This is a genomic window from Sinorhizobium psoraleae (genome assembly GCF_013283645.1).
GTDB lineage: Bacteria > Pseudomonadota > Alphaproteobacteria > Rhizobiales > Rhizobiaceae > Sinorhizobium > Sinorhizobium psoraleae.
Map to the genome: position 1 here is coordinate 128,943 of NZ_JABEKV010000004.1, position 25,563 is coordinate 154,505.

A 25,563-nucleotide genomic window follows, 5' to 3' on the forward strand; every position below is an offset into this window, starting at 1 on the left:
TTCACTCCGGGCGGTTTTGCTCCCATATGTGAGCCTCACGTTCGAAGCGGCGAATCGCTCGCCGCGGCGGACATAGCGGAAACCACGGTGAGGCATCCGATTGCAGCGACAATCGCCTCGCGTCCGGTTTTCCAAGACGAAAACTTACTCTTTCCGGAACTGACCGGGTTTTCCCGCTGATTCCGAAATTTGGTACGCGGAGAATCGCATGGCTTCTGCAGCGGAACAGCTCGCCTCGAACCTGAATTTTTCGACTTTCGCCAAGGCGGAAGATCTGAAAAAGCGCCTCTGGTTCACGCTTGGTGCGCTTCTGGTTTACCGTCTCGGCACCTATATCCCGCTGCCCGGCCTCAACCCGGAAGCGTTTGCGCAGGCCTTCCAGGGGCAGAGCGGCGGCATTCTCGGGCTCTTCAACATGTTTTCGGGCGGTGCAGTAGAGCGCATGGCGATCTTCGCGCTCGGCATCATGCCCTACATTTCCGCCTCGATCATCGTGCAGCTGATGACGTCGGTAGTTCCGGCGCTCGAGCAATTGAAGAAGGAAGGCGAGCAGGGCCGCAAGATCATCAACCAGTACACCCGCTACGGCACGGTGCTTCTTGGCGCGATGCAGGCGTATGGCATTGCCATCGGCCTTGAGAGCGGCAGTGGCCTAGTGGGCGATCCGGGTTGGTTCTTCCGGATCTCCACCGTGATTTCGCTTCTCGGCGGTACGATGTTCCTGATGTGGCTCGGTGAGCAGATCACTTCGCGCGGCATCGGCAACGGCATCTCGCTTATCATCTTTGCCGGTATTGTCGCGGCGCTTCCGTCGGCGCTGGCCGGTACGCTCGAACTCGGCCGCACAGGCGCACTCTCGACCCCGCTCATTCTCGCGATCATCGTCATGGTCGTGGCTGTGATCGCACTGATCGTGTTCGTTGAGCGCGCGCAGCGTCGATTGCTGATCCAGTATCCGAAGCGTCAGGTGGGCAATCGGATGTTCCAGGGCGATACGTCGCACCTGCCGCTGAAGCTCAACACCTCGGGCGTCATTCCGGCGATCTTTGCTTCCTCGCTGCTGCTTCTGCCGGCGACGCTGGCTGGTTTCGCCAACACGGCGACGCTGCCCGGCTGGGCGACGGCGATCGTCACCGCGCTTGGCCATGGCCAGCCGCTCTATATGGTGCTCTACGGCGCGATGATTGCCTTCTTCGCCTTCTTCTACACCGCGATCGTGTTCAATCCGAAGGATACGGCGGACAATCTGAAGAAACATGGCGGCTTTATTCCCGGCATTCGCCCGGGTGAGCGCACGGCCGAATACATCGATTTTGTGTTGACGCGCATCACGGTTATCGGTGCGATCTACCTGATCTTCGTATGCATCCTGCCTGAAATCCTCATCTCGCAGACCGGCGTGCCGTTCTACCTTGGTGGTACGTCGCTTTTGATTGTTGTCAGCGTGACCCTTGATACGGTAGCACAGATCCAGGGTCACCTCATTGCTCAGCAATATGAGGGGCTGATCAAGAAGTCGAAGCTGCGCGGAGGAAAGAGGGGACGATGAGACTGATTTTTTTGGGACCGCCGGGCGCTGGCAAAGGAACACAGGCCAAGCTTCTGACGGAGAGATACGGCATTCCGCAGCTTTCCACAGGCGACATGCTACGGGCGGCCGTGGCTCAGGCGACTGAAGTAGGCAAGCGGGCAAAGGCGGTCATGGATGCCGGCCAGCTCGTTTCCGACGAAATCGTCAATGAAATCGTCTCTGATCGTATCGACGCGCCGGACTGCGCCAAGGGGTTCATCCTCGACGGTTATCCGCGCACCGTGCCGCAGGCCGTGGCGCTGGACCGGATGCTTGAAAGCAAGGGCCTGAAACTCGATGCCGTCATCGAGCTGAAAGTCGATGAGGCAGCTCTTGTGCGGCGGATGGAGAATCGCGTAGCGGAAACCGTCGCTGCGGGCGGAACCGTTCGCTCCGACGACAATCCGGAAGCCTTCAAGCGCCGCCTGACGGAATATCGCGAAAAGACGGCTCCGCTGTCGGAATACTATGCCGGTACAGGCCAGTTGAAGACTGTGGACGGCATGGCGGACGTGAATACCGTAACCGCCGAAATCGAGAAGATTCTGGCTTAGACATTCGTCTTTGCCAAAATGGAACCACCGGGGGAGTTGACTTTTCCGGCCGATTCCTCCAAAGACAGCGTCAACTCGCGACATGAGAAGCGATCGGCGCGGTCTTCAAAGCAATGAAGTCCGGGTACGGTCGTTTTTGACGTGTCTCGAACCTCAATTAACGTGCGGCTCTTCGAGGTCGCGTAACGAAGCACCTATTGCCGGATGGCAACTGGAACGCAAGGAGAATAGACGTGGCACGTATCGCTGGCGTCAACATCCCGACCGCAAAGCGCGTCGTCATCGCGCTGACGTATATTCACGGGATCGGCACGAAATTCGCACAGGAAATCATCGAGAAGGTCGGCATTCCGGCTGATCGCCGCGTGCATCAGTTGACGGATGCTGAAGTCCTTCAGATCCGTGAAACGATCGACCGGGACTACCAGGTCGAGGGCGATCTGCGTCGCGAAACCTCGATGAACATCAAGCGCCTGATGGATCTCGGCTGCTACCGTGGCCTTCGCCATCGTCGCGGTCTGCCGGTGCGCGGTCAGCGCACGCACACCAACGCCCGCACCCGCAAGGGTCCGGCAAAGGCGATCGCCGGCAAGAAGAAGTAATTTCCCGAAAAGGGAAGGCGGGAGGCTGGCGTCGTGCGCCGGCCTCCTTTTGCAGTTTGGAAGGGCGATCTGCCCGACCGTCGCGGACCGGTATCGGTGTCGCGAAAAATCCGTCGAGCCGGCGCGCCGGTTCGGCAAGAAGTGAAGATGCAGGGCAGGGGACGAACAATCCTTTTCCCGGTGGAGCCGCTGGAATTACGGCGGTGCAGAGATCTAAGAAAGGGATCCAATGGCCAAGGAAGCCACCCGCGTTCGCCGCCGCGAGCGCAAGAACATCACGTCTGGCGTCGCACACGTCAATTCGTCGTTCAACAACACGATGATCACCATCACCGACGCACAGGGCAATGCAATTGCCTGGTCGTCCGCCGGTGCAAAGGGTTTCAAGGGTTCACGTAAGTCGACCCCGTTTGCCGCCCAGATCGCCGCTGAAGACTGCGCCAAGAAGGCTCAGGAGCACGGCATGAAGTCGCTGGAAGTGGAAGTTTGCGGTCCGGGTTCGGGTCGTGAGTCTGCACTTCGCGCGCTCCAGGCTGCGGGCTTCATGATCACGTCGATCCGCGATGTGACCCCGATCCCGCACAACGGCTGCCGCCCGCGCAAGAAGCGCCGCGTCTGATCATATGCATTCAACATCCCGGTGAGGGCGGCGCTCAGGCGCTCTCCCGGACTTCGGGGCTCGGTTGTCACGATTGGATGGTGGCAACGAACGGAAGGCAGAAAACATGATCCAGAAAAATTGGCAGGAATTGATCAAGCCGAACAAGGTGGAGTTCGCCTCCTCCGGCCGCACCAAGGCAACGTTGGTCGCGGAGCCGCTTGAGCGCGGCTTTGGCCTGACGCTTGGCAACGCGCTTCGCCGCGTGCTTCTGTCGTCGCTGCGCGGTGCTGCTGTTACCGCGGTGCAGATCGACGGCGTGCTGCACGAGTTCTCCTCGATCCCGGGCGTCCGGGAAGATGTGACCGACATCGTGCTCAACATCAAGGAAATCGCCATCAAGATGGATGGCGACGACGCAAAGCGCATGGTCGTGCGCAAGCAGGGCCCGGGCGTCGTGACGGCCGGTGATATCCAGACGGTTGGCGACATCGAAATCCTCAACCCGAACCATGTGATCTGCACCCTCGACGAGGGCGCGGAAATCCGCATGGAGTTCACCGTAAACAACGGCAAGGGCTACGTGCCGGCTGACCGCAACCGCTCGGAAGATGCGCCGATTGGGCTCATTCCGGTCGACAGCCTGTACTCTCCGGTCAAGAAGGTCTCTTACAAGGTGGAAAACACCCGTGAAGGCCAGGTTCTCGACTATGACAAGCTGACGATGTCCATCGAAACCGATGGCTCTGTCACCGGTGAAGATGCGATCGCCTTTGCGGCGCGCATCCTTCAGGACCAACTGTCGGTCTTCGTCAACTTCGAAGAGCCGCATAAGGAAGCAGAGGAAGAGGCAGTCACCGAACTCGCCTTCAACCCGGCGCTTCTCAAGAAGGTCGACGAGCTGGAGCTCTCCGTCCGTTCGGCCAACTGCCTGAAGAACGACAACATCGTCTATATCGGCGACCTCATTCAGAAGACCGAAGCAGAAATGCTCCGCACACCGAATTTTGGTCGCAAGTCGCTCAACGAAATCAAGGAAGTTCTCGCTTCCATGGGCCTGCACCTCGGCATGGAAGTGCCGTCCTGGCCGCCTGAGAACATCGAAGATCTCGCCAAGCGTTACGAAGACCAATACTAAGGCCGCACGCGTTCGAGAGAACGCGTAAAGCTGGCCTTAGAAAGTTAAACTGCGTATATGTCTCATCGCTTCAAGCCTTCGGCTCTCAGCGGAATATACGCCCCATTAGACTGCGGGCGGATGCCTGCAAGTAAAGGAGAATAGCCATGCGCCACGGTAAAGCCGGCCGCAAGCTGAATAGAACCGCCAGCCACCGCAAGGCGATGTTTGCCAACATGGCAGCTTCGCTGATCGAACACGAACAGATCGTCACGACCCTGCCGAAGGCAAAGGAAATCCGTCCGATCGTCGAAAAGCTTGTCACGCTCGGCAAGCGCGGCGACCTGCATGCCCGCCGTCAGGCGATCTCGCAGATCCGCGACGCTGCCGTCGTCTCGAAGCTGTTCGACACGATCGCATCGCGTTACGCCACCCGCAACGGCGGCTACCTGCGCATCATGAAGGCAGGCTTCCGTCATGGTGACAACGCCGCTCTCGCCGTCATCGAATTCGTTGACCGCGATGTCGATGCCAAGGGCGCGAAGGACCGCGCTCGCGTTGCAGCCGAAGCCGAGGCGGCCGAAGCAGCCTGATCGCTACCGCATGTTCCTTAAATCGGAGCCGATATAAGGATAGAAACATGCAGCAGTTCAATGTGCTACAGAGCTATTTGCGCGCCTGATAAAACGCGCGGCGCTGGAGGAAGCGATCGAAGGAATTGAGCGGCCGGGTGACAATCACCCGGCCGCTTTTTCCATTGCGGAACGAGTTGGAACTGCCTGCTGACGCTTCCAGCGAAGGAAGCGCGTTCGGACCGCGCGCCACCCAAGGAGCAGGGCGACGAGAACGAGATAAAGCACCTGCTCCGGTCCCACCACCTTCACAGCCATGGCGAAATGAAGAGCGCCGGCAGCCGCTATCACATAGGCCAGTCGATGAAGCTTGTTCCATCGTGGCCCGAGCCTGCGGATCGACCAATTGTTCGACGTGAGCGCAAGTGGAAGCAACATCGCGAGCGCAGCCATGCCTATGGTTATGAAAGGCCGGCGAGCTATATCGGCGATGATCGGCTGAATTCGCAACGTCTGGTCCAGCACCATATAGGCCAGAAAGTGCATCAGAACATAGTAGAAGGCGAGCAGGCCAAGCGCGCGACGGTATCGCAGCCAGTTCATGCCGAAAAGATCACGGATCGGCGTGATCGTCAGCGTCGCGACGAGGAAGCGAAGCGCCCAAAGGCCCAGCAGATGTTCGAACTCCTTGACGGCGTTGCCGGGCAGCTGTCCTGTTGCGCCAAGATAGAAGGCCGATATCGCCGGACAGAAGCCGAGTGCATAAAGCACCCAGACGGAAGGACCATGGAAGCGCTTCGGCAGGGCGGGGAGGATGGCCATCGTCAGAAATTCGCTCCTAGATCCATGCCGGAGTAGAGGCTGGCGACGTCCTCTCCATACCCGTTGAAGGGGAGCGTGTCGCGCCGATTGGCGCCGAAGAAGCCGCCTTCGCCGATGCGATTCTCCGTCGCCTGGCTCCAGCGCGGGTGATCGACGGCAGGGTTCACATTGGCGTAGAAGCCGTACTCGTTCGGAGCACTGAGATTCCACGTGCAGGGCGGCGCCGTCTCGGTCAATGAGATTCGAACGATCGACTTGATCCCCTTGAAGCCGTACTTCCACGGCACCACCAGCCGGATCGGCGCGCCATTCTGGTTCGGCAGGGTCTTGCCGTAGAGTCCGACCGAAAGGATCGTCAGCGGGTGTCGTGCCTCGTCCAGCCTCAAGCCTTCACGATAGGGCCATTCCAGCGGCTGGAAATAGCCGGCCTGGCCGGGCATTTCCTCCGGCCTTACGACGGTCTCGAAGGCGACGTATTTGGCGCTCCCGAGCGGTTCGACCTTGTCGAGAAGTGCCGCCAGCGGAAAGCCGATCCACGGGATGACCATCGACCAGGCCTCGACACAGCGCATACGATAGATCCGCTCTTCAAGGGGGAAGGCCAGAAGCTCCTCAAGCCCGAATTCCTTCGGCTTGCCGACCATGCCGTCGACTTTCACCGTCCAGGGCGAAGACTTGAACGCCCCGGCATTGGCGGCCGGATCGCCTTTGCCAGTGCCGAATTCGTAATAGTTATTGTAGCTCGTCACATCCTCCTCAGGCGTCATGGCCTCATCGACCTGATACGGGCTCGCCGAAGCCTTGAGCGCCGCCGCACCCGCGGCCGTCGCCCCACCCAGGACCAGCCCGCCGGCTGCGGCCGTAAGAAATGTCCTTCGATTGAGGAAGAAGCGTTCGGGCGTTATCTCTGACGAAGCGATACACGGCGGGCGGTAGGCAGGCATGGAACTTCCTCGATAACGATAGCTGACATGGGAGATTAGGTCCCGACGTAGATGATCAGAGTTTCAATCACTGGAAAAGGTGCGCGGAACCACGTTTTCGTGCGTTGGCCGTGAGTGTTACCCCGTTCAGCCGTTTGCCTTTTTTCTCACGAAATCCTATCTGAACGTAGCGGCAACGAAAGGGAGAAGTGCTACATGATCTTTGGCCGTCGAGCATTGGTTCCGCTCGTCCTCGCGGTTGCACTGTCCGTTCCGGCGGCGGCGCAGGACGCGAAGGTCGTGCCCGAATCCCGCGCCGAGATGCAGCTTTCCTTTGCGCCTCTGGTCAAGCAGACGGCGAATGCCGTGGTGAACGTCTATGCCGAACGGGTCGTCGAGCGGCGATCGGTTTTTGCCGATCCCTTCTTCGAAGAGTTCTTCGGCCAACGCATGCCGAACAGGACCGAAAAACAGTCGTCGCTCGGGTCGGGCGTGATCGTCGGTCGGAACGGCGTCGTCGTCACGAACAACCACGTTATCGAGGGCGCCGACGACATCAAGGTCGCGCTTGCCGACGGTCGCGAATTCCCCTGCAAGATCATGCTCAAGGATGACCGACTCGACCTGGCCGTTCTGAAGATCCAGTCGGACGGGCCGTTCGACATCATTCCCATCGGCGACTCCGATGCCGTCGAGGTGGGCGATCTGGTCCTCGCGATGGGCAATCCGTTCGGCGTCGGCCAGACGGTCACGAGCGGCATCGTATCGGCGCTCGCCCGTAACCAGATTAGCTCCGGCGACTTCGGCTTCTTTATTCAGACGGACGCCGCCATTAATCCAGGCAATTCCGGCGGTGGTCTGATCGACATGAACGGGCAACTGATCGGCATCAATACGGCGATCTTTTCAAGGGGCGGTGGCTCCAACGGCGTCGGCTTCGCTATTCCCGCCAATCTGGTCAAGGTCTTTGTCGCGTCCGCGGAGGGCGGCGGCGGCTCCTTCATCCGTCCCTTCATCGGCGCGACCTTTGAACCTGTCACGTCCGAGGTGGCCGAGGCGCTCGGGCTCGACCGGGCACGCGGCGCTCTGGTCACGGCCGTCGCCGCGAACGGTCCGGCCGCAGCCGCCGGCATCAAGCCCGGGCAAGTGGTTAGCGCGGTCAACGGCATTGCCGTCGAGCATCCCGACGCGCTCGGTTATCGCCTGACGACCGTCGGCATCGGTCACGAAGCGCGCGTGACGATTTCCGACAACGGAGAGACGCGCGACGTCGTCCTGAAGCTCGAGCAGGCACCGGAGACCTCGCCGCGTGATGAGCGCTTGATCGAGGGGCGCAATCCTTTCGCTGGTGCAGTGGTGGCAAATCTCTCACCCCGACTGGCGGAAGAGTTGCGCATGCCGGCTTCCCTGCAAGGTGTCGTCGTGACCGAGATCAACCGTGGCTCACCGGCGGCCCGTATAGGCCTCGAACCGAAGGACATCGTTCGCTCGGTCAACGGAACGGCCATCGACAGTTCGGAGACGCTGGAGACCGTGGTGGCTGAGGACGCATCCGTCTGGCGCGTCGAGATTGAGCGCGACGGCCAGATCATCCGACAGTTCTTCCGATGAGCGACCTGTTTTCTCCAGTTGAACCACCGGAAATGGCGTCGGCGAGGCCGCTCGCCGATCGGCTGCGGCCGCGGACGCTTGCCGAAGTCACGGGGCAGGAGCACCTGACCGGCGAAGATGGTACCCTTACGCGCATGATAGCATCCGGTTCGCTGGGCTCTATGATCTTTTGGGGGCCGCCGGGCACGGGCAAGACGACGGTCGCCCGCCTGCTCTCCGGAGAAGCTGGCCTCGCCTTCGAGCAGATTTCGGCGATCTTCTCCGGCGTCGCTGACCTCAAGAAAGTATTCGAGTCTGCGCGCGCCAGACGGATGTCGGGCCGGCAGACCCTGCTGTTCGTAGACGAGATCCACCGCTTCAACCGGGCCCAGCAGGATAGCTTTCTGCCGGTGATGGAAGATGGAACGGTGATCCTTGTCGGCGCAACGACGGAGAACCCGTCTTTCGAGCTCAATGCCGCGCTCCTGTCGCGCGCACGCGTCTTGACCTTCAAGCCGCATGACGAAGCGAGCCTGGAGGAACTCTTGCGGCGCGCCGAGCAGGCGGAGGGCAAGCCGCTGCCGCTCGACGAGGATGCCCGCGCCAGCCTCCTGCGCATGGCGGACGGCGATGGGCGCGCCGTGCTGACGCTCGCCGAAGAAGTCTGGCGCGCGGCGCGTCGGGATGAAATCTTCGATGCCAATGCTCTGCAGAACATCGTCCAGCGTCGTGCCCCTGTCTACGACAAGGGCCAGGATGGGCATTACAATCTGATCTCGGCGCTCCACAAGTCCGTTCGTGGCTCCGATCCCGATGCTGCGCTTTATTATCTCTGCCGCATGTTCGATGCCGGCGAGGACCCGCTTTATCTCGGCAGGCGGCTGGTCCGCATGGCCGTCGAAGACATCGGTCTCGCGGATCCTCAGGCGCTCGTCATCTGCAACGCCGCCAAGGATGCCTATGACTATCTCGGCTCGCCAGAAGGAGAGCTTGCGCTGGCCGAGGCCTGTGTCTATCTCGCGACGGCACCGAAGTCGAACGCGGTCTACACGGCCTACAAGGCGGCAATGCGCGCGGCGAAGGAAAACGGCTCGCTGCTTCCGCCGAAACATATTCTGAATGCTCCGACGAAGCTTATGAAGGGCGAGGGCTACGGCGAGGGATATCGTTACGACCATGACGAGCCGGACGCATTTTCGGGGCAGGACTATTTTCCGGAGAAGATGGGGCGCAAGACCTTCTACGACCCGCCTGAGCGCGGCTTCGAGCGCGAGCTTCGCAAGCGACTGGAGTGGTGGCAAAAACTTCGGCGCGAGCGAAACTCTTAGAGCCATCCAGGAAAGCGTGTAACGGTTTTCGTCCAGAATTGCGTAGTCTCAAAGAGTTGGATCACCTTACTGTTTCAATGCAACAATGAAACGACCTAAGGCGACATCTGCCCGCCGCGCAGGGCAGGCTTGCCGGGAGGTGCCTTGCTCCCCGCAAGTCGCCGTGGCATAGAGCGCCTATTGCAGACGGCTGCACGGGTTCGATATCCATCGTCCCGAACATCCGCGGGGACGGCCTCGCTCCAGACAAGGGAGTTTGAAAATGGCCTGGTTCACCCTTCTGCTTGCCGGCATTCTCGAAATCGGCTGGGCGATCGGTCTCAAATACACGGATGGTTTTACGCGGGTCACGCCGACGGTGCTGACGGTCGGATCGATGATCTTGAGCATCGTGCTTCTCGGGCTTGCTGTCCGTTCGCTACCGCTCGGCACGGCCTACGCCGTTTGGACCGGCATCGGAACCGTGGGCACGGTTGTGCTGGGAATTTTTCTATTTGCCGAGCCGGCGACACTCATTCGTCTCGGCTGCATAGGCCTGATTGTCGCCGGCATTGCCGGTCTCAAATTTTTCGCCTAACTTTTTGCATGTTTCCGTAAAATAGGAGCCGATTTACGGATAAAACAGCAATTCAAAGTGCTACAGCGTCCTTTCGCGCGTCTGAGAAGACGCGCGGGCGCTGTAGGGTGAGTTGTCTGTCGTAACGGCAGGCAACTCCCGTGCTCGACGCTATTTCAAGGCGTCGAGCGCCGTTGCGGCCGCCTTCATTTCCTGCCAGCGGTTCTCGCGGCGCTGGAAAGCCTCCTCGTCGGTTCCCCAATGTTCGATCTGCCAGTCCTCGTCGATATGGGCGGCGGTCCAGGCTTCCTCCGCTGTCAGCCGCCCCATGGCAAAGGCGAGCGCGAGCAGTGCTGATCCGGTGAGTGTCGTCAGCGTATGCAGGCAAGCGAGTCCGAGCGGCGTCGCAAAAGCACGCAGGCCTTCGGCATAGGCCGAGATTGCTTCGGGGGGCTGTTCCTGGTGGATCACGCCCTCAATCAGAATGAAGCGGGCGCCAAGCGATTGCGCTGCCCAGTCGACGACTGGATTCCAGAGATCGTTCTGTCGTGCGACGAGCCCTTCCGGACCGTCGGCGCGATAGCAGAGAAGATCGCTGCCGGCGAAGCGCAGAATGTCGTCGAACACGGCGCGATGATCGACCGCGACGCCGTCGATCGCCGTGTTGACGATGCGCGTGATCGGCATTGCCGTCGGGTCGATGACCTCGGATTGCGCATCCCACTCGGCCGCCAATAGTTCGGCAAGCTTGCGCGTCGGAACCGCAAGCGGGTGTCTTGCCGGTGTGCGCACCGTGCGGCCGTCAAGAAGCACGGCATGAGCGCCGTCGTCGGCGGAACCGATGCTAACATCCTTGTAGAAGCGCTTCGCTAGCGGCTTTTGCATCTGGATTTGTGCACGCCGCACCGGGTCTTCATGGCTCAGCGCGCCGCTCAACTCGTCGCGTATATCAGGCATGGTTGCGCTCCATCCATTCGATTATGTCTCCCGGGACGTGGGCAATGTGGTCGGCGCCAGCTTCGATCAGGTTCGGAACGCTTGCATAGCCCCAGGCGACCCCGAGAGCATCCGCGCCGGCCGCCTTCGCCATCTGCATGTCGAAGATCGCATCACCGATGACGATCGTGTCCTTCGCATCGATACCCGCCTCCGCACAGCATTCCATGACCATGGCCGGGTGCGGTTTCGACGGGCAATCGTCTGCGGTCCGGGAAACGAAGAAGATCTTGTCGAGCCCATGGGTGGCCGAGATGTGTGTCAGGCCCCGGCGCGATTTTCCGGTTACGGCTCCGATCAGCAATTCATCGCGCGCGGCGAGCGTCTGCAACATTTCGGCAATGCCGGGAAACAGCTGCTCCTGAAAGCCCGCTTCACCCCGCACCGAAGCAAAGATCTCCTTGTAATGTGCCGTCATTATGGTCGCCTGATCGTCGACGTGTTGCCGGCCCAACAGTCGGGCGATCGCTATGTCGAGCGTCAGGCCGATGATCGTCTTGGTCGCTTCGGTCGTCGGCCGCGGATGGTCAAAGGCTTCGAAGGTGCGGGCCATCACTTCGTGGATCAACCCGACGCTGTCGACCAGCGTCCCATCGCAATCGAACAGGACGAGTTTCATCAGTCTTCCCCGTCGGCCGTGTTTTCGTCGAAGCCGAGCAGGTTCCAGCTCTGCACCATGTGCGGGGGCAGGGGAGCGGTGACCTTCAGCCGCCCGCCGTTCGGATGCGGAATATCGATATGCCGGGCGTGCAAATGCAGCCGATTCTGCATCCCGCCCGGGAAGGTCCAGTTGATGTCCGCCTCGAAGTATTTCGGATCCCCTATGATCGGATGACCGATGTGAGCGGCGTGGACGCGGAGCTGGTGCGTGCGGCCGGTATAGGGTTCCATTTCGAGCCAGGCGAGGTTCTGCCCGGCTTGCTCGACGATACGGTAATAGGAAATCGCATGGTCGGCGCCTTCTTCGCCGTGTTTGGCAATCCGCATGCGGTCCCCGTCCGGCGTCTGCTCCTTGACGAGCCACGTCGAAATACGGTCCTCGCGCTTGCGCGGCACACCTTTGACCAGGGCCCAATAGGCCTTCTTGGTGTCACGCTCGCGGAAGGCGGCGGTCAACTGCTGTGCGGCGCCGCGGGTACGGGCGACGACGAGGACGCCCGACGTGTCGCGGTCGAGACGGTGCACCAGTCGCGGCTTTTCGCCCTTCTGGTTCGTCCACGCTTCAAGCATCTTGTCGATATGGCGGCTGACGCCGGAACCGCCCTGCACGGCGAGGCCGGCGGGCTTGTTGAGCACGATCACCTTGGCGTCTTCGTGGAGCACCATGCGCGACAGCAACTCGCCATCGGGTGAATGGCGCAAGTCACGACCGCCGATCGGACCCGTCTTGGTGTCCTTCGCATCGACGCCGAGAGGCGGAATGCGGATCGTCTGGCCCGGCTGAACGCGCGTGTCGGATTTCGCGCGGGCGCCGTCCACGCGGATCTGACCGGAGCGCAGCAGCTTCTGCAGCGGTCCGAAGCCGAGTCCGGGAAAATGCACCTTGAACCAGCGGTCGAGGCGCATTCCCGCCTCGTCACCGTCCACCTGCCTGTGTTCTATGCCTGCCATCTGCAAAAATCCTGTTCTTCTACGGCGCCGCGCGTCTTATCAGACGCGCAAAGGACGCTGTAGCACTTTGAATTGCTGGCTTTAGACCATTGCGCGCATCAGGGCCAGTCCGGCGAAGACGGCAAGGATGGAAAGAGTGACGCTTGCGATAATATAGGCGATACCGAGCGTCTGCTGGCCGTGTTCCAGCAGGGTTATCGCATCCAGCGAGAAGGCGGAGAAGGTGGTGTAACCCCCAAGCACGCCGGTGATCAGGAACACGCGCATCTCCGCAGACGCCCCCATCTTGCGCATGATGAACTCTGCCAGGAAGCCGATCAGGAACGAGCCACTGACGTTTACGCACAAGGTGCCCCAGGGAAAGGCGGGGCCGAACCGATGGAGCGTCCAGAGGCCGACGAGATAACGCAGCACGGAGCCCAGCGCGCCACCGGCGCCGACGAGCAGGATATGGAACATGGAGCCGATTTCCGTTGGGGTAGATGAGGGCGACGATCGCGGGGCGAGCACCCCACAGCGGGGTGCAAAACCATTCGTTAAGTGGCACTGGCTAGCATTGTGAGAAATTTCGCATGCAGGTTTCCGGTCCAGGTTGGCGATGACAAAGCGAGCAGTGAACTATACGCACTACGACCTCAAGGAACAAAGGGCCGGGACAACGATCGAAGTGACGCTGTCCGCCGTTGCCAACGTCCGGCTGATGACCGACGATAACTTCACCCGGTACCGGGAGACGTTGAAGCATCAGTTTCTTGGCGGCGTCGCGCGAAAATCGCCGCTGCGCATGACCATTCCCGAGACCGCCCATTGGCACCTCGTCATCGACATGGAAGGTCACCACGGTCTTGCCGAGTCAAGCGTCCGCCTGGTCGAAACGGCTGGCCAGCCACGTTTTCAATCCATGTCGTGACTAAATCGCCGCGCGTCTTATCAGACGCGCCCACATGACCCGTCTCAGCCGAGCCGCTCGGCGTGCCATTTCAGATGATCGTCCATGAAGGTCGAAATGAAGTAATAGGAATGGTCGTAACGCTCATGCATCCGGAGCGTCAGCCCTATTCCGGATCCGTTTATCGCTTCCTCGAACAACCAGGGGCGCAAGCCGTTATCGAGAAATCCGTCCGCCTTACCTTGATCGATCAGGAACTCCGGGAAGCGCGCGCCGTCCCTGACCAATGCGCAGGCATCGTACTGGCGCCAGGTCGCCTTGTCCGAGCCGAGGTATTTTTCGAAAGCACCGATCGACCAATCGGCGGTCGAGGGTTCCACGATCGGCGCAAAGGCCGAGCAACTCCTGAAACGCTGAGGATTCTTGAGGGCGATCGTCATTGCGCCATGCCCACCCATCGAATGGCCGAAAATGCCCTGTCGGCCCATGTCCACGCGAAAATGTTGGCTGACGACGGCGGGCAGTTCCTCCGTGATGTACGTGTACATCTGATAATGCTCGGCCCAGGGCATTTCCGTCGCGTCGAGATAGAAGCCGGCACCCTTGCCCATCTGCCAGTTGGTCACTTCGTCGGGCACATCGTTGCCGCGCGGACTGGTATCCGGGCAGACGATGATGAGGCCAAGCTCTGAGGCCATGCGCCGATACTCGCCCTTTTCCATCACGTTCGCGTGGGTACAGGTAAGCCCGGACAGATACCAGAGGACCGGGCGCGGCTCGTTGATCGCCTGCGGCGGCACATAGACGGCAAAGGTCATTTCGCCCTTACAGGCCGCCGAATCATGGGAAAAGACGCCCTGCATGCCGCCAAAGGCAGTATTTTGCGAGATAACTTTCATGACTTACTCCTTGAAGTAGGGCAGGCGTCAGCCGGCCAGCTGGACAGCGGCGTTGACCGCCGCGGCGACCAGCACGGTGTTGAAGAAGAACGAAACGACGGCGTGCGCCAGATTGATGCGGCGCATCGCCGTTGTCGTGATCGCCACGTCCGATGTTTGCGCAGTCATGCCGATGACGAAGGCGAAATAGAGAAAGTCATAGCCGCCGGGCATGTCCGTTTCCGGAAACATAAGTCCGCGTGCCGGCTCGATCGGATCACGGCTCTCATCGGTCACCCAATAGACGTGCGCGTAATGCATGGCCGCCATGGTGTGGATCGTCGCCCAGCCGAGCGCCACGGAGGCAAAAGCAAGGAGAAGCTCGAAGCCATTGCCCTGACCTTGCCGATTGAGCGCCAGGAAAAGTGACAGCAGCGAGACGGCAGCCGCAGCAAGGGTAACCAGAAAAATGACCGCTTCAGGTTCGTCGGTGCTATGCGCATGGTGTTCGAGATAACCTCCGGTCAAGCGCCTGAGCCGCACGGCCGCCTTGATGAGATAAACGCAGAAGAATGTGATGGCGGTGATCTCCAGCGCAAAGCGTGGAGCAAGGACCAGGGAGATCGGTAGGCTCACCAAGGCGCAGCCAAGCGCAGCATAGAATGGCCAATGTCGCAGCCTCGTCGTCCGTTTCATCGCGCGGCCCAGCATCCTTCCGCGTTCATCTTTTGGCTTGGCGGCAGAGCCGGTCAAGTGTCTCCAAGAAGGCCGAGCGGTCCCTTGCCGTGAAGGCTGCATTGTAGCCTTTGCTTTCGCCGGTTTCCCTTAAGTGCGCGCCGAGGTCGCGCATGGCCGAAGCCATGCCGATATTGCTCTTGTCGAAGAGCCGACCGGACGGTCCGGTGACGAGCGCGCCAGCGGCGACACAGCGTGCGGCGAGCGGGACGTCCGCCGTAACCACGATGTCGCCTTCTCCTGCGCGTTCGGCAATCCAGTCGTCGGCTGCATCGAAGCCCGCCGATACGATGACGTTGTGCACCATCGGGTCTCGTGACGGGCGCAGGCCGGAATTGGCGACCAAAGTCACCTCGAAGCCGTGACGCTCCGCCACTTTCAGGATTTCCGCCTTCACGGGACAGGCGTCGGCATCGACATAGATGATCATGTTTAAGCGCACTTCCGAACAGTCAAGAAGCGCCGAAATACAATCGATTCCGGCGCTCTGTTGATCCAGTTTGACAGCTTAGTAGAGGACGACGCTGCGGATGCTTTCGCCGGAATGCATCAGTTCGAAGCCCTTGTTGATGTCGTCGAGCGGCATCGTGTGGGTGATCATCGGGTCGATCTCGATCTTGCCCTCCATGTACCAGTCGACGATCTTCGGCACGTCGGTGCGGCCGCGCGCGCCGCCGAAGGCGGTGCCCATCCAGGTGCGGCCGGTGACCAGTTGGAACGGCCGGGTGGCAATCTCCTGGCCGGCACCGGCAACGCCGATGATCACCGACTTGCCCCAGCCGCGATGCGAGGCCTCGAGCGCCTGGCGCATCACCTTGACATTGCCGGTGCAGTCGAAGGTGTAGTCGGCGCCGCCGATCTGGTCGGCGCCGCGTTTCGTCAGGTTGACAAGATGGGGCACGATGTCGTCGCCGACCTCCTTCGGATTGACGAAGTGGGTCATGCCGAACTTCTCGCCCCAGGGCTTCTTGTCGTTGTTCAGATCGACGCCGATGATCATGTCGGCGCCGGCAAGGCGAAGCCCCTGGATGACGTTGAGGCCGATGCCGCCAAGCCCGAAGACGATCGCCGTCGCACCGATCTCGACCTTGGCCGTGTTGATCACCGCGCCGATGCCGGTGGTGACGCCACAGCCGATGTAGCAGATCTTGTCGAACGGCGCGTCCGGGTTGACCTTGGCAACGGCGATCTCCGGCAGCACGGTGAAGTTCGCAAAGGTCGAGCAGCCCATGTAGTGGTGCAGCTTCTCGCCGTTGATCGAAAACCGCGAGGTGCCGTCGGGCATCAGCCCTTGCCCCTGGGTGGCGCGGATGGCGGTGCAGAGATTGGTCTTGCGCGACAGGCAGGAGGGGCAGGCGCGGCATTCCGGGGTATAGAGCGGGATGACGTGGTCGCCCTTCCTGACGCTGGTGACGCCGGGGCCGACATCGACGACGATGCCGGCGCCCTCGTGGCCGAGGATGGCCGGGAACAGCCCTTCCGGATCGGCGCCCGAGAGGGTGAAATCGTCGGTGTGGCAGATGCCGGTCGCCTTGATCTCGACCAGCACCTCGCCGGCCTTCGGCCCTTCGAGCTGAACCGTCATGATTTCCAGAGGTTTGCCGGCCTCAGTGGCGACGGCGGCGCGTACGTCCATGTCTCTTCTCCCTTGAATGCAAGTGTTTGCAGGCAGCGATTGCGATCGTCGATGCCGTGGCAATCGCTGCGATAAGCTGGAATCGGCTTTAAGCTATTTTACTACGTTAAATGGGAAACGGGCGGAAAACGCGCTTCAGCCTTGTTCATCCTTTTGAGCGAATAGTCTGCTGGATACGGTCGAGTTCCGCTTCCAGCGCCGCGATGGCCTCACCGGTCTGAGCGTGCAGTTTCTTGATGAGATCGAGTTGCTCGCGAAGCGCTTCCCTCGAGGCAACGGCTGCATCGTCGTCCGGTGCACGACCGATGCCGGCAATCAGCCAGGCCGGAGTGACGCCCAGCACGCCAGCCAACATGAAAAGGCGGTTGGTACGAGGTTCGGCGCGGTCGCGTTCCCACGCTGCCACGGTTTCGCAGCGTACGCCAAGCTGATCCGCTAGGTCCTTCATCGAGAGGTTCGCGGCGTCACGCGCCCTCCAGATGCGTCCCCCAAGCGTGTCGCCGTCTCCTGTTTCGCGAAGACGCGCGATCATGGTTTCGGTCGATAAGCGCATGGCTTTCTCCCTTGGCACTGTTACGTTCAAAGGTCCCGGATAGTTGCCGGAAGCGCCCCTGGCTTCCCGCTGCGGGGCGAGAATGAAATGAGCTTATAGGCATTCCCCTGTCGACGGACCACCTCGAAACGCCAAAAACCCTGTCAAATGCGGCTCACTATCCGTCGCGCGTTGAAACCTCGACGAAACGGGTTAAGTTCGGCCCCGATATTGGAAATCTGCCCATGAATGAATATGTGCCAACGGCCGCTGCGCCGCACAATACGGTCATGCGGGGCGTGGCGATCATGCTTTTCGCCATGCTCATCCTGCCCTGCATGGATGCCATTGCAAAATATATGGCGGTCTATGAGGGGATGTCGCCCGGCCAAGTGACCTTCTATCGCTTCTTCTTTCAACTCGTATCGACGGCGCCGTTGTTGCTCTCGGCAGGCGGCGTGCGGGCGTTCTATCCGAAGCGGCTCTGGCCAAATATTCTTCGCGGGGTGCTGCTCGCGGCGGCGGCGCTCTTTTTCTTCGTTTCAGTGAAATACATGCCACTCGCGGACGTGTTCGCCATCTACTTCGTCGAACCGTTCATTCTGACATGCCTTTCGGCGCTTATCCTGCGCGAGAAGGTGGGATGGCGCCGGTGGTCGGCGATCGCGGTCGGTTTCTGCGGCGCAATGGTCGTCATCCAGCCGAGCTTTGCCATCTTCGGGCTGACGTCGCTGCTGCCGGTCGCCTGCGCCTTCCTCTTTGCCTGCTACCTTTTCCTCAACCGCGCGGTCGGCAACGCCGATCCACCGCTGACCATGCAGACCGTTGCCGGAATAGGGGGAACGCTGTTCATGGCCGCCGTGATCGCCTTCGGCAATGGGATGGGTGCCGTCGATTTCGAACCGTCGCTGCCGCAATCGGCGCTTGGCTGGGTGCTCGTCGTTGCTCTAGGGGCCATTTCCGGCTGGGGCCATCTTCTCGTCGTCAAGGCATTCCAGGCGGCACCGATATCGCTGCTTGCGCCGTTCCACTATTTCGAGATCGTCTCGGCGACGGCGCTCGGCTATATCGTCTTTGAAGACTTTCCGACGCCGTCGAAGTGGCTCGGCATTCTCGTGATCGTCGCATCGGGACTGTATATTATCTGGCGAGAGCGCAAGGCGCAGAGGCGAAAGTCGGCGTGAGTCTCGCCGGCCGGCGGTCCGGGTTGCTGGTCCTCAGATCGAGTGTCCCTCGGTGTCGGCCCGTGTCGGCCCGAAGATCGTTTCGAATGCCTCTCTCAGTCGAATATCGACGTCCGGCATCATGACGGGCAGACCAAGGTCGACCAGGCTCGTGACCCCATAGCCGCGGATGCCGCAGGGAACGATACCCCCGAAATGATCGAGGTCGGGATCGACATTCAGCGCGAAGCCATGGAAGCTTACCCACTTGCGCAGCCGGATGCCGATGGCGGCGATCTTGTCCTCGGCCTCGGATCCGTCTGGCAGAAGCGGCTTTTCCGGACGACGCACCCAGACGCCGACCCGGTCCTCTCGGCGTTCGCCTTTGACATTCATCGAATCGAGCGTGGTAATAATGACTGCCTCGAGCGCTGCGACAAAGGCGCGCACATCCTGCCGGCGCCGTTTCAGGTCAAGCATGACATAGACGACTCTTTGGCCCGGACCGTGATAGGTGTACTCGCCGCCTCGGCCGCTCGCAAAGACGGGGAAGCGGTCGGGCATCACCAGGTCGGAGGCATCGGCGCTGGTGCCCGCCGTGTAAAGAGGCGGATGCTCGACCAGCCAGACCAATTCGTCCGCGGTGCCGGCCGCGATCGCCGCGGCTTCCCGTTCCATGATTTCGACCGCCTGTGGATAATCGACGATGGAGGGGGCGATCCGCCAGCGCACTGCCGGCGAACCCGGCGGTGCGAACATGTTTTGGCTGAGATTGTCGCGCTGCATGAGGCCGTATTCCTGGTTTTCCCGGCTCCGTAAATGGGATGGTGCGCGCCAAGAGTCCAGCATTTCCAACACCTCGCGAGGGCGCTGTTGAAATAGTTTCTTTTCTCGTCAAATTTCTGTCGTCTTGCCCTTGTGCACCCCAGATGCTTTTGCTACATGCACCCCCGCCGACGCAATCGGCACCTACCACGATGCGGTCGTGGCGGAATTGGTAGACGCGCAGCGTTGAGGTCGCTGTGGGGCAACCCGTGGAAGTTCGAGTCTTCTCGACCGCACCAAATTAGACTAAGAAGCCCTCGTAACCGTTCGGTTCTACGGGGTTTTTCATTTCTGGGGATTGGTTGTCAGTGACGCCACGGCCGGTTGTGCCCGCAGCGCCGCGCAATGCGGGCATGTGCACACGTTACTCGCACTTCGACGCCGGAAACCCCAAACAATTGCCTCCGGTAGCACCCGCGACCAAAATGCCATATTGTGTTGTTAGAAGAGCTATCGAGCGGTGTCGCCGACGCATGCTGTAACGAGCAAGCGAAATGGAGCCGCCGCCGCACTTGTGCCAGAATCTGGCCGTGGGGTCTCTGCAGAATTTTCGTCCGGCCCGAATTCGGACTACGGAGACGACGGCGAAGTTGTGCCTCGCCCGCGCAGCGGTTCTTCGGGACCATTTCGCGGGAAGATCAGCCGTCCGTTCAAAAACCGGAGACGACGGTAGAGCCTGGATGCGATCCCCCATCCTCATCGCGGAATTGTGAAAAGCGGTCAATATGATGGGGTGACAGAGCGGCGAACCTGCTGCATGATTTCTTATATCCGATTCGACTTTTAGGATAAGATCTGTAGCAATTCAAAGTATTACGGTGCCCGTTGCGCCTGTGGAAAGCGCCGCGCGCCGTACCGAGAAGGCGGGTGCTCACCGTTGGCCACTGCTTCGGCATCCGCTGGCTAAACCGCAACGTGTTGAAGGAACTTTGGAGGCAGGAAACAGTTCACTGTAAGCAGGGAGCCAACAGGCAGCGAACCCGTCTCGGTTAACCGGCCTCCCGCGGGAGAGCATGATGACAAGGAGTGAATCTGACGTCTTCGATCTCTTTTCAGAGATCTATACGAGCGCAGCGCAAGAAGAGATAAGTCTGCAAGAATATCTCCTCGCCTGCCGCGACGATAAGAGTATGTATGCCACCGCGCAGGAGCGGATGGTGGAAGCTATTGGAGAGCCGACCCTCGTCGACACGAGCGCGGACGAGCGTCTTGGCCGAATCTTCGCCAATCGAACGATCAAGATCTATCCCTCATTCTCCGACTTCTATGGCATGGAGGATACGATCGAGCGCATTGTCGGGTATTTCCGCTATGCAGCCCAGGGTTTGGAAGAGCGCAAGCAAATTCTATACCTGCTGGGACCGGTCGGCGGAGGCAAGTCTTCGTTGGCTGAGCGCCTCAAGAAGCTGATGGAGCAGCGGCCGATCTATACGTTGATGGTCAACGGCAAGATCAGCCCCGTGTTCGAATCGCCGCTCGGTCTGTTCCACCCGGAACGCATGGCCGATCTTCTCGAGGACAAGTACGGGATTGCCAGGCGGCGGCTCACCGGGCTGATCTCGCCCTGGGCGGCCAAGCGGCTGGACGAAGTCGGCGGCGACATCTCGAAATTCAGCGTCGTCAAACTGGTACCGTCCCGCTTGCGCCAGATTGGCATCGCGAAGACCGAGCCGGGCGACGAGAATAACCAGGACGTCTCCTCGCTCGTCGGCAAGGTCGACATCCGCCAGCTCGAGAACTACAGCCAGGCCGACCCGGACGCCTATTCGTACAGCGGCGGGCTGAACCGCACCACGCAGGGCTTGCTTGAATTCGTGGAGATGTTCAAGGCGCCGATCAAGGTTCTCCACCCGCTGCTGACAGCGACGCAGGAGGGGAACTACAACGGCACCGAGAATTTCGGCGCGTTTCCCTACCAGGGCACCGTGCTGGCGCATTCCAACGAGTCCGAGTGGCTTCAGTTCAAGAACAACAAGAACAATGAGGCATTCCTCGACCGCATTCTGGTGGTCAAGGTGCCCTATTGCCTGCGCGTCACCGAAGAGAAGCTGATCTACGAGAAGCTCCTTCGTGAAAGCGAGTTGGTCGACAATCCTTGCGCGCCGGAAGTTCTGGAGTGCCTGAGCCGGTTCACGGTGTCGACCCGCCTCACGCCGCACGAGAATTCACCGCTTTACACGAAGATGCGGGTCTATGACGGCGAGAACCTGAAGGACACCGATCCGAAGGCCAAATCGGTACAGGAATACCGTGACGCCGCCGGCGTGGACGAGGGCATGACGGGCGTCAGCACCCGCTTTGCCTTCAAGGTGCTGTCGGAGACGTTCAACTACGACACCAAGGAGGTCGCGGCCGATCCCGTGCATCTGATGTACATCATGGAGCAGGCGATCAAACGTGAGCAGTTTCCAAAGGAAACCGAGGCAGCCTATCTCGACTTCATCAAGTCGGAATTGGCCTCGCGCTATGCCGAATTCATAGGCCACGAGATCCAGAAGGCCTATCTGGAATCCTATAGCGAATATGGTCAGAACCTTTTCGACCGGTATATCGCCTATGCTGACGCATGGCTTGAAGATCAGGACTTCAAGGACCCCGACACCGGACAGATCCTCAATCGGAAGGTTCTCGATAGCGAGCTGTCGCAGATCGAGAAGCCGGCGGGTATCGCCAATCCGAAGGACTTCCGCAACGAGGTCGTGAAGTTCACATTGCGTGCCCGCGCCAAGAACAGCGGCCGCAATCCCTCCTGGACGAGTTATGAAAAGCTGCGCGAAGTCATCGAAAAGCGTATGTTCGGCCAGGTCGAGGATCTGCTGCCAGTCATCAGCTTCGGCTCCAAGAAGGACAGCGCAACCGAGAAACAGCATGCCGAGTTCGTCCAGCGCATGATTGAACGCGGATATACCGAACGGCAGGTTCGGCGGCTCGTCGACTGGTACATGCGAGTGAACAAGGCGGGCTGAAGATGCGCACGGGGGTTTGCCAATGCCGAATTTCATCGACCGCCGTCTTAACCCGAAGGACAAGAGTCTCGGCAACCGACGGCGTTTCCTGAAACGGGCGCGGGAAGAGCTGAAACGGACGATCAAGGAGCAGATCAAAGCAGGCAAGATCGCCGACGTGGATGCCGAGCACCGTGTGCCCATGCCCGAGCGCGGCGTGGGTGAACCATCCTTCCAGCCTTCGCCAAACAGCGGCGAGAGGCAGTATATCCTGCCCGGCAATCATGAGTTCTCGCCGGGCGATCGCATCCCGAAGCCAAGTGCGCGCGGCGGTGCCTCGGGCTCCGGCGCGGGAACCGGTGAGAGCGAGGACGATTTCCAGTTCGTGCTGTCGCGCGACGAGGTCCTCGATCTCTTTTTCGAAGATCTTGAGCTTCCGGACATGGTGAAGCTCAATCTGAAAGAGTCGGTAGCGTTCAAGCGGCGTCGGGCCGGCTTCGCGACATCCGGGTCCCCCACGAACATCAATGTGGGGCGCACAATGCGCAACAGCTATGGCCGCCGCATCGCGCTGCGGCGGCCGCGACGCGCGGAACTGGCCGCAATCTCCGAAGAGATCGCCAAACTGGAGGAGGAACAGAACGCCGGTCGCATCCACCAGAAGCGCATCGAGGCGTTGCGCCAAGAATTGGACAAGCTGGAGCGCCGCCGCCGGCGCATTGCCTATGTCGATCCCGTCGATATCCGCTTCAATCGCTTCGAACCGCAGCCGCTGCCGAACGCAAGCGCCGTGATGTTTTGCCTGATGGACGTTTCAGCCTCGATGGGCGAGCGGGAGAAGGACCTGGCCAAGCGCTTCTTCGTCCTGCTGCATCTCTTCCTCAAACGACGTTACGAGCGGATAGATATCGTCTTCATTCGTCACACGGATGAGGCAGGGGAGGTTGACGAAAATACCTTTTTCTACAGCAAACAGAGTGGTGGCACCGTTGTTTCCACGGCTCTGGAGGAGATGCTCCGCATCATTGAGGAGCGTTATCCGGCACGGGAGTGGAACATCTATGCCGCTCAGGCCTCCGACGGCGAGAACAGCGCCGGGGATTCGGATCTTTGCGTCTCGCTTCTCCACCGGCAGGTGATGCGCCTTTGCCAATATTATGCCTATGTTGAAATCATAGATGAGCGCGAGACGGAGATTTTCGGTACGACCGACAACGGTACGTCCCTCTGGCGTGCCTACCGCACGGTCGACAGCGAATGGTCGAATTTCCAGATGACGCGGATAGCGAGACCGTCGGACATCTATCCGGTCTTCCGGAAGCTTTTCGCCAGACAGCCAACCATGCAACTGCGCAACTGAAAAGGCGACCGGAATGCCCAAGGGCGCAGCCTCAAACCTTCTGTTTCATGGTTCCGATTGGAACTTCGAAACGCTGTCGCGCACTTATGATGCGATCGAAACGATCGCACTCGATGAACTGCAGCTCGACGTCTATCCGAACCAGCTCGAGATCATCTCGTCCGAGCAAATGCTCGATGCCTATTCTTCGGTCGGGATGCCGCTGATGTACCAGCACTGGTCCTTCGGCAAGCGTTTCGTTTTCGAAGAACATCTCTATCGCAAGGGCCGCCGCGGCCTCGCCTATGAGCTGGTCATCAACTCCAATCCCTGCATCACCTATCTGATGGAGGAAAACACCATGGCCATGCAGGCCTTGGTGACGGCGCACGCGGCCTTCGGCCATAACCACTTTTTCAAGAACAATTACCTGTTCCAGCAATGGACCGACGCCAGCGCCATCCTCAGCTATATGGAGTTTGCCAAGAAATATATCACCAAATGCGAGGAGCGTTACGGAACGTCCGAAGTCGAGGTCATTCTCGATTCCGCCCACGCGCTCATGGACCAGGGAGTCTTCCGCTATCGTCGTCCACCGCGTCTTTCGTCCGAGAAGGAGCGGGAGCGAGCCCGGGAGCGGCTGGAATACGAGGAGCAGACCTACAGCGATCTTTGGAGGACGCTTCCGCCTTCAGCCGATGGCGAAAGCACCAAGGAGGCCGCCGAGCGCGACGCTTCGGAGCGAAAGAAGGCGCTTAACTTGCCGGAAGAAAATCTGCTCTACTTCCTGGAAAAGACCAGCCTGATCCTTGAACCCTGGCAGCGGGAGCTTTTGCGTATCGTGCGCGTCATCGCGCAGTACTTCTATCCACAGCGGCAGACGAAGGTGATGAACGAGGGATGCGCGACCTTCGTGCACTACACCATTATGAACAGGCTCTTCGATCAGGGCAGGATCAGTGAAGGCGCCATGTTGGAAATTCTTCACAGCCACTCCAACGTGGTCTTCCAGCCCTCTTTCGACGATCCGCGCTTTCCCGGCATCAATCCCTATGCGCTGGGATTTGCCATGATGCAGGACATCCAGCGCATCTGCACCGATCCGACATCGGAAGATCGCGACTGGTTTCCCGAGATCGCCGGCAGCGGCAAATGGCGCGAGACGTTGATCGATGCTTGGGCGAACCACCGCGACGAATCCTTCATTCTGCAATATCTGAGCCCTGCGTTGATCCGCAAATTCAGGCTGTTCCTGCTGACCGACGAGGCTGGCGACAATTACTGCGAGGTTGGCTCGATCCACAATGAACGCGGCTACGAGACCATCCGCACTGCACTTGCCCGCAACTATGATGTCGCGGCGAACCAGTCGGATATCCAGGTCGTGGATGTTGACCTCCTGGGCGACCGCCATCTTCGCCTGCAGCACAACGTCAAGAACGGCATTCTCCTTGACGAGGCGAGCCGCGACGCCACGCTTCGTCACGTGCGCCATCTCTGGGGATACGACGTCAGCCTGGCCGGCATCGACGCGGAAACGGATGACGTGCTCTATGAATGCTCGACGGCGCTGGATCTCGATTAGACGCGACTGCGTGCTTCCTAAATCCGAGCCGATTCAAGGATCAGACGTACAGCGATCAAAGCGCTACGCGACCGTCGCGCGGCTGTAGCGTGTAACGGTTTTCCGGGATTGCGTAGTTTCAACGGGCTCACTGTTACGATGAAACAATAAGCCTGTTCGCCGTGAAGGAATGATTACCCCGGCATCACGGCAACCGA

Annotated in this window: 26 protein-coding genes and 1 tRNA gene; 15 read left to right on the forward strand and 12 right to left on the reverse strand. The window is 60.1% G+C overall.

What is annotated here, in order from left to right; genetic code table 11:
* Nucleotides 1–208 precede the first annotated feature (208 nt).
* The 6 genes from secY (at nt 209) to rplQ (ending at nt 5,034) form a co-directional block, all read left to right on the forward strand.
* Nucleotides 209–1,549, forward strand: coding sequence for a preprotein translocase subunit SecY (secY, locus tag ILFOPFJJ_RS21570; RefSeq protein ID WP_173512620.1), 1,341 nt, complete (start codon nt 209–211; stop codon nt 1,547–1,549).
* Nucleotides 1,546–2,124 (forward strand): adenylate kinase, encoded by a 579-nt coding sequence (locus ILFOPFJJ_RS21575; RefSeq protein ID WP_173512621.1) that lies wholly within the window; start codon nt 1,546–1,548, stop codon nt 2,122–2,124. The genes secY and ILFOPFJJ_RS21575 overlap by 4 nt, the downstream gene beginning before the upstream one ends.
* Before the next feature lie 233 nt (nt 2,125–2,357).
* Nucleotides 2,358–2,726 carry a 30S ribosomal protein S13 gene (rpsM, locus tag ILFOPFJJ_RS21580; protein WP_014328076.1) on the forward strand — a complete coding sequence of 123 codons (369 nt, stop codon included), beginning with the start codon at nt 2,358–2,360 and terminating at the stop codon, nt 2,724–2,726.
* Nucleotides 2,727–2,955: 229 nt separating this feature from the next.
* Nucleotides 2,956–3,345: a 30S ribosomal protein S11 gene (gene rpsK / locus ILFOPFJJ_RS21585; RefSeq protein ID WP_003536496.1), complete on the forward strand. Its 390-nt coding sequence runs from the start codon at nt 2,956–2,958 to the stop codon at nt 3,343–3,345.
* Between the two features lie 106 nt (nt 3,346–3,451).
* Nucleotides 3,452–4,462 (forward strand): DNA-directed RNA polymerase subunit alpha, encoded by a 1,011-nt coding sequence (locus tag ILFOPFJJ_RS21590; protein WP_136504366.1) that lies wholly within the window; start codon nt 3,452–3,454, stop codon nt 4,460–4,462.
* Between the two features lie 146 nt (nt 4,463–4,608).
* Nucleotides 4,609–5,034 carry a 50S ribosomal protein L17 gene (rplQ, locus tag ILFOPFJJ_RS21595; protein ID WP_173512622.1) on the forward strand — a complete coding sequence of 142 codons (426 nt, stop codon included), beginning with the start codon at nt 4,609–4,611 and terminating at the stop codon, nt 5,032–5,034.
* A 144-nt stretch (nt 5,035–5,178) separates the two neighbouring features.
* Here rplQ and msrQ read toward each other — a convergent pair whose 3' ends face one another.
* Both msrQ and msrP read right to left on the reverse strand, forming a co-directional pair.
* Entirely contained in the window at nt 5,179–5,835 is a 657-nt protein-coding gene (gene msrQ, locus ILFOPFJJ_RS21600; RefSeq protein ID WP_173512623.1) for a protein-methionine-sulfoxide reductase heme-binding subunit MsrQ, read from the reverse strand.
* Between the two features lie 2 nt (nt 5,836–5,837).
* Nucleotides 5,838–6,779, reverse strand: a complete 942-nt coding sequence (msrP, locus tag ILFOPFJJ_RS21605; protein ID WP_173512624.1) for a protein-methionine-sulfoxide reductase catalytic subunit MsrP — start codon at nt 6,777–6,779, stop codon at nt 5,838–5,840.
* Between the two features lie 195 nt (nt 6,780–6,974).
* On the opposite strand from msrP, the gene ILFOPFJJ_RS21610 reads away from it, so the two are divergent.
* The 3 genes from ILFOPFJJ_RS21610 to sugE all read left to right on the forward strand — a co-directional run bounded on the left by ILFOPFJJ_RS21610 (nt 6,975) and on the right by sugE (nt 10,253).
* A complete protein-coding gene (locus ILFOPFJJ_RS21610) occupies nt 6,975–8,369 on the forward strand; it encodes a DegQ family serine endoprotease (RefSeq protein WP_173512625.1) in 1,395 nt (464 codons plus the stop codon).
* A complete protein-coding gene (locus tag ILFOPFJJ_RS21615; RefSeq protein ID WP_173512626.1) occupies nt 8,366–9,676 on the forward strand; it encodes a replication-associated recombination protein A in 1,311 nt (436 codons plus the stop codon). The genes ILFOPFJJ_RS21610 and ILFOPFJJ_RS21615 overlap by 4 nt, the downstream gene beginning before the upstream one ends.
* A gap of 262 nt (nt 9,677–9,938) precedes the next feature.
* Complete coding sequence (gene sugE / locus ILFOPFJJ_RS21620; protein ID WP_173512627.1) at nt 9,939–10,253, forward strand: quaternary ammonium compound efflux SMR transporter SugE; 315 nt, start codon at nt 9,939–9,941, stop codon at nt 10,251–10,253.
* 150 nt (nt 10,254–10,403) lie between these two features.
* On the opposite strand, the gene ILFOPFJJ_RS21625 is transcribed toward sugE, so the two are convergent.
* The 4 genes from ILFOPFJJ_RS21625 to crcB form a co-directional block, all read right to left on the reverse strand.
* Nucleotides 10,404–11,189: an ATP12 family chaperone protein gene (locus tag ILFOPFJJ_RS21625; protein ID WP_173512628.1), complete on the reverse strand. Its 786-nt coding sequence runs from the start codon at nt 11,187–11,189 to the stop codon at nt 10,404–10,406.
* Nucleotides 11,182–11,847, reverse strand: coding sequence for an HAD-IA family hydrolase (locus ILFOPFJJ_RS21630; RefSeq protein WP_173512629.1), 666 nt, complete (start codon nt 11,845–11,847; stop codon nt 11,182–11,184). Before ILFOPFJJ_RS21630 ends, ILFOPFJJ_RS21625 begins: the two co-directional genes overlap by 8 nt.
* Nucleotides 11,847–12,839 (reverse strand): RluA family pseudouridine synthase, encoded by a 993-nt coding sequence (locus tag ILFOPFJJ_RS21635; RefSeq protein ID WP_173512630.1) that lies wholly within the window; start codon nt 12,837–12,839, stop codon nt 11,847–11,849. The genes ILFOPFJJ_RS21630 and ILFOPFJJ_RS21635 overlap by 1 nt, the downstream gene beginning before the upstream one ends.
* Nucleotides 12,840–12,920: 81 nt before the next feature.
* Nucleotides 12,921–13,298, reverse strand: a complete 378-nt coding sequence (gene crcB / locus ILFOPFJJ_RS21640; RefSeq protein WP_173512631.1) for a fluoride efflux transporter CrcB — start codon at nt 13,296–13,298, stop codon at nt 12,921–12,923.
* A gap of 139 nt (nt 13,299–13,437) precedes the next feature.
* On the opposite strand from crcB, the gene ILFOPFJJ_RS21645 reads away from it, so the two are divergent.
* The gene (locus ILFOPFJJ_RS21645) at nt 13,438–13,749 is read left to right on the forward strand and encodes a DUF1883 domain-containing protein (protein ID WP_173512632.1); all 312 of its coding nucleotides are present in this window, start codon (nt 13,438–13,440) and stop codon (nt 13,747–13,749) included.
* A gap of 44 nt (nt 13,750–13,793) precedes the next feature.
* On the opposite strand, the gene fghA is transcribed toward ILFOPFJJ_RS21645, so the two are convergent.
* The 5 genes from fghA to ILFOPFJJ_RS21670 form a co-directional block, all read right to left on the reverse strand.
* Nucleotides 13,794–14,627, reverse strand: coding sequence for an S-formylglutathione hydrolase (gene fghA, locus ILFOPFJJ_RS21650; protein ID WP_173512633.1), 834 nt, complete (start codon nt 14,625–14,627; stop codon nt 13,794–13,796).
* Between the two features lie 27 nt (nt 14,628–14,654).
* A complete protein-coding gene (locus ILFOPFJJ_RS21655) occupies nt 14,655–15,302 on the reverse strand; it encodes a DUF1345 domain-containing protein (RefSeq protein WP_173512634.1) in 648 nt (215 codons plus the stop codon).
* Between the two features lie 25 nt (nt 15,303–15,327).
* Complete coding sequence (locus ILFOPFJJ_RS21660) at nt 15,328–15,768, reverse strand: YaiI/YqxD family protein (RefSeq protein WP_173513313.1); 441 nt, start codon at nt 15,766–15,768, stop codon at nt 15,328–15,330.
* Nucleotides 15,769–15,849: 81 nt separating this feature from the next.
* On the reverse strand, nt 15,850–16,977 hold the full coding sequence (locus tag ILFOPFJJ_RS21665; RefSeq protein WP_173512635.1) for an S-(hydroxymethyl)glutathione dehydrogenase/class III alcohol dehydrogenase: 1,128 nt from the start codon (nt 16,975–16,977) through the stop codon (nt 15,850–15,852).
* Nucleotides 16,978–17,122: 145 nt separating this feature from the next.
* The gene (locus ILFOPFJJ_RS21670) at nt 17,123–17,530 is read right to left on the reverse strand and encodes a helix-turn-helix domain-containing protein (RefSeq protein ID WP_173512636.1); all 408 of its coding nucleotides are present in this window, start codon (nt 17,528–17,530) and stop codon (nt 17,123–17,125) included.
* A gap of 224 nt (nt 17,531–17,754) precedes the next feature.
* Here ILFOPFJJ_RS21670 and ILFOPFJJ_RS21675 point away from each other — a divergent pair, with 224 nt between their 5' ends.
* Complete coding sequence (locus ILFOPFJJ_RS21675; RefSeq protein WP_246299732.1) at nt 17,755–18,693, forward strand: DMT family transporter; 939 nt, start codon at nt 17,755–17,757, stop codon at nt 18,691–18,693.
* Nucleotides 18,694–18,726: 33 nt separating this feature from the next.
* Here the strand turns inward: ILFOPFJJ_RS21675 and lipB are convergent, their stop codons facing one another.
* Complete coding sequence (gene lipB, locus ILFOPFJJ_RS21680; RefSeq protein ID WP_173512637.1) at nt 18,727–19,458, reverse strand: lipoyl(octanoyl) transferase LipB; 732 nt, start codon at nt 19,456–19,458, stop codon at nt 18,727–18,729.
* 193 nt (nt 19,459–19,651) lie between these two features.
* On the opposite strand from lipB, the gene ILFOPFJJ_RS21685 reads away from it, so the two are divergent.
* The 4 genes from ILFOPFJJ_RS21685 (at nt 19,652) to ILFOPFJJ_RS21700 (ending at nt 25,366) form a co-directional block, all read left to right on the forward strand.
* Nucleotides 19,652–19,736 (forward strand) — tRNA-Leu (locus ILFOPFJJ_RS21685).
* A 777-nt stretch (nt 19,737–20,513) separates the two neighbouring features.
* Nucleotides 20,514–22,463: a PrkA family serine protein kinase gene (locus ILFOPFJJ_RS21690; protein WP_173512638.1), complete on the forward strand. Its 1,950-nt coding sequence runs from the start codon at nt 20,514–20,516 to the stop codon at nt 22,461–22,463.
* A gap of 22 nt (nt 22,464–22,485) precedes the next feature.
* Complete coding sequence (locus ILFOPFJJ_RS21695; protein WP_173512639.1) at nt 22,486–23,802, forward strand: YeaH/YhbH family protein; 1,317 nt, start codon at nt 22,486–22,488, stop codon at nt 23,800–23,802.
* A 13-nt stretch (nt 23,803–23,815) separates the two neighbouring features.
* Entirely contained in the window at nt 23,816–25,366 is a 1,551-nt protein-coding gene (locus tag ILFOPFJJ_RS21700) for a SpoVR family protein (RefSeq protein WP_173512640.1), read from the forward strand.
* The last annotated feature ends 197 nt before the right edge of the window (nt 25,367–25,563 follow it).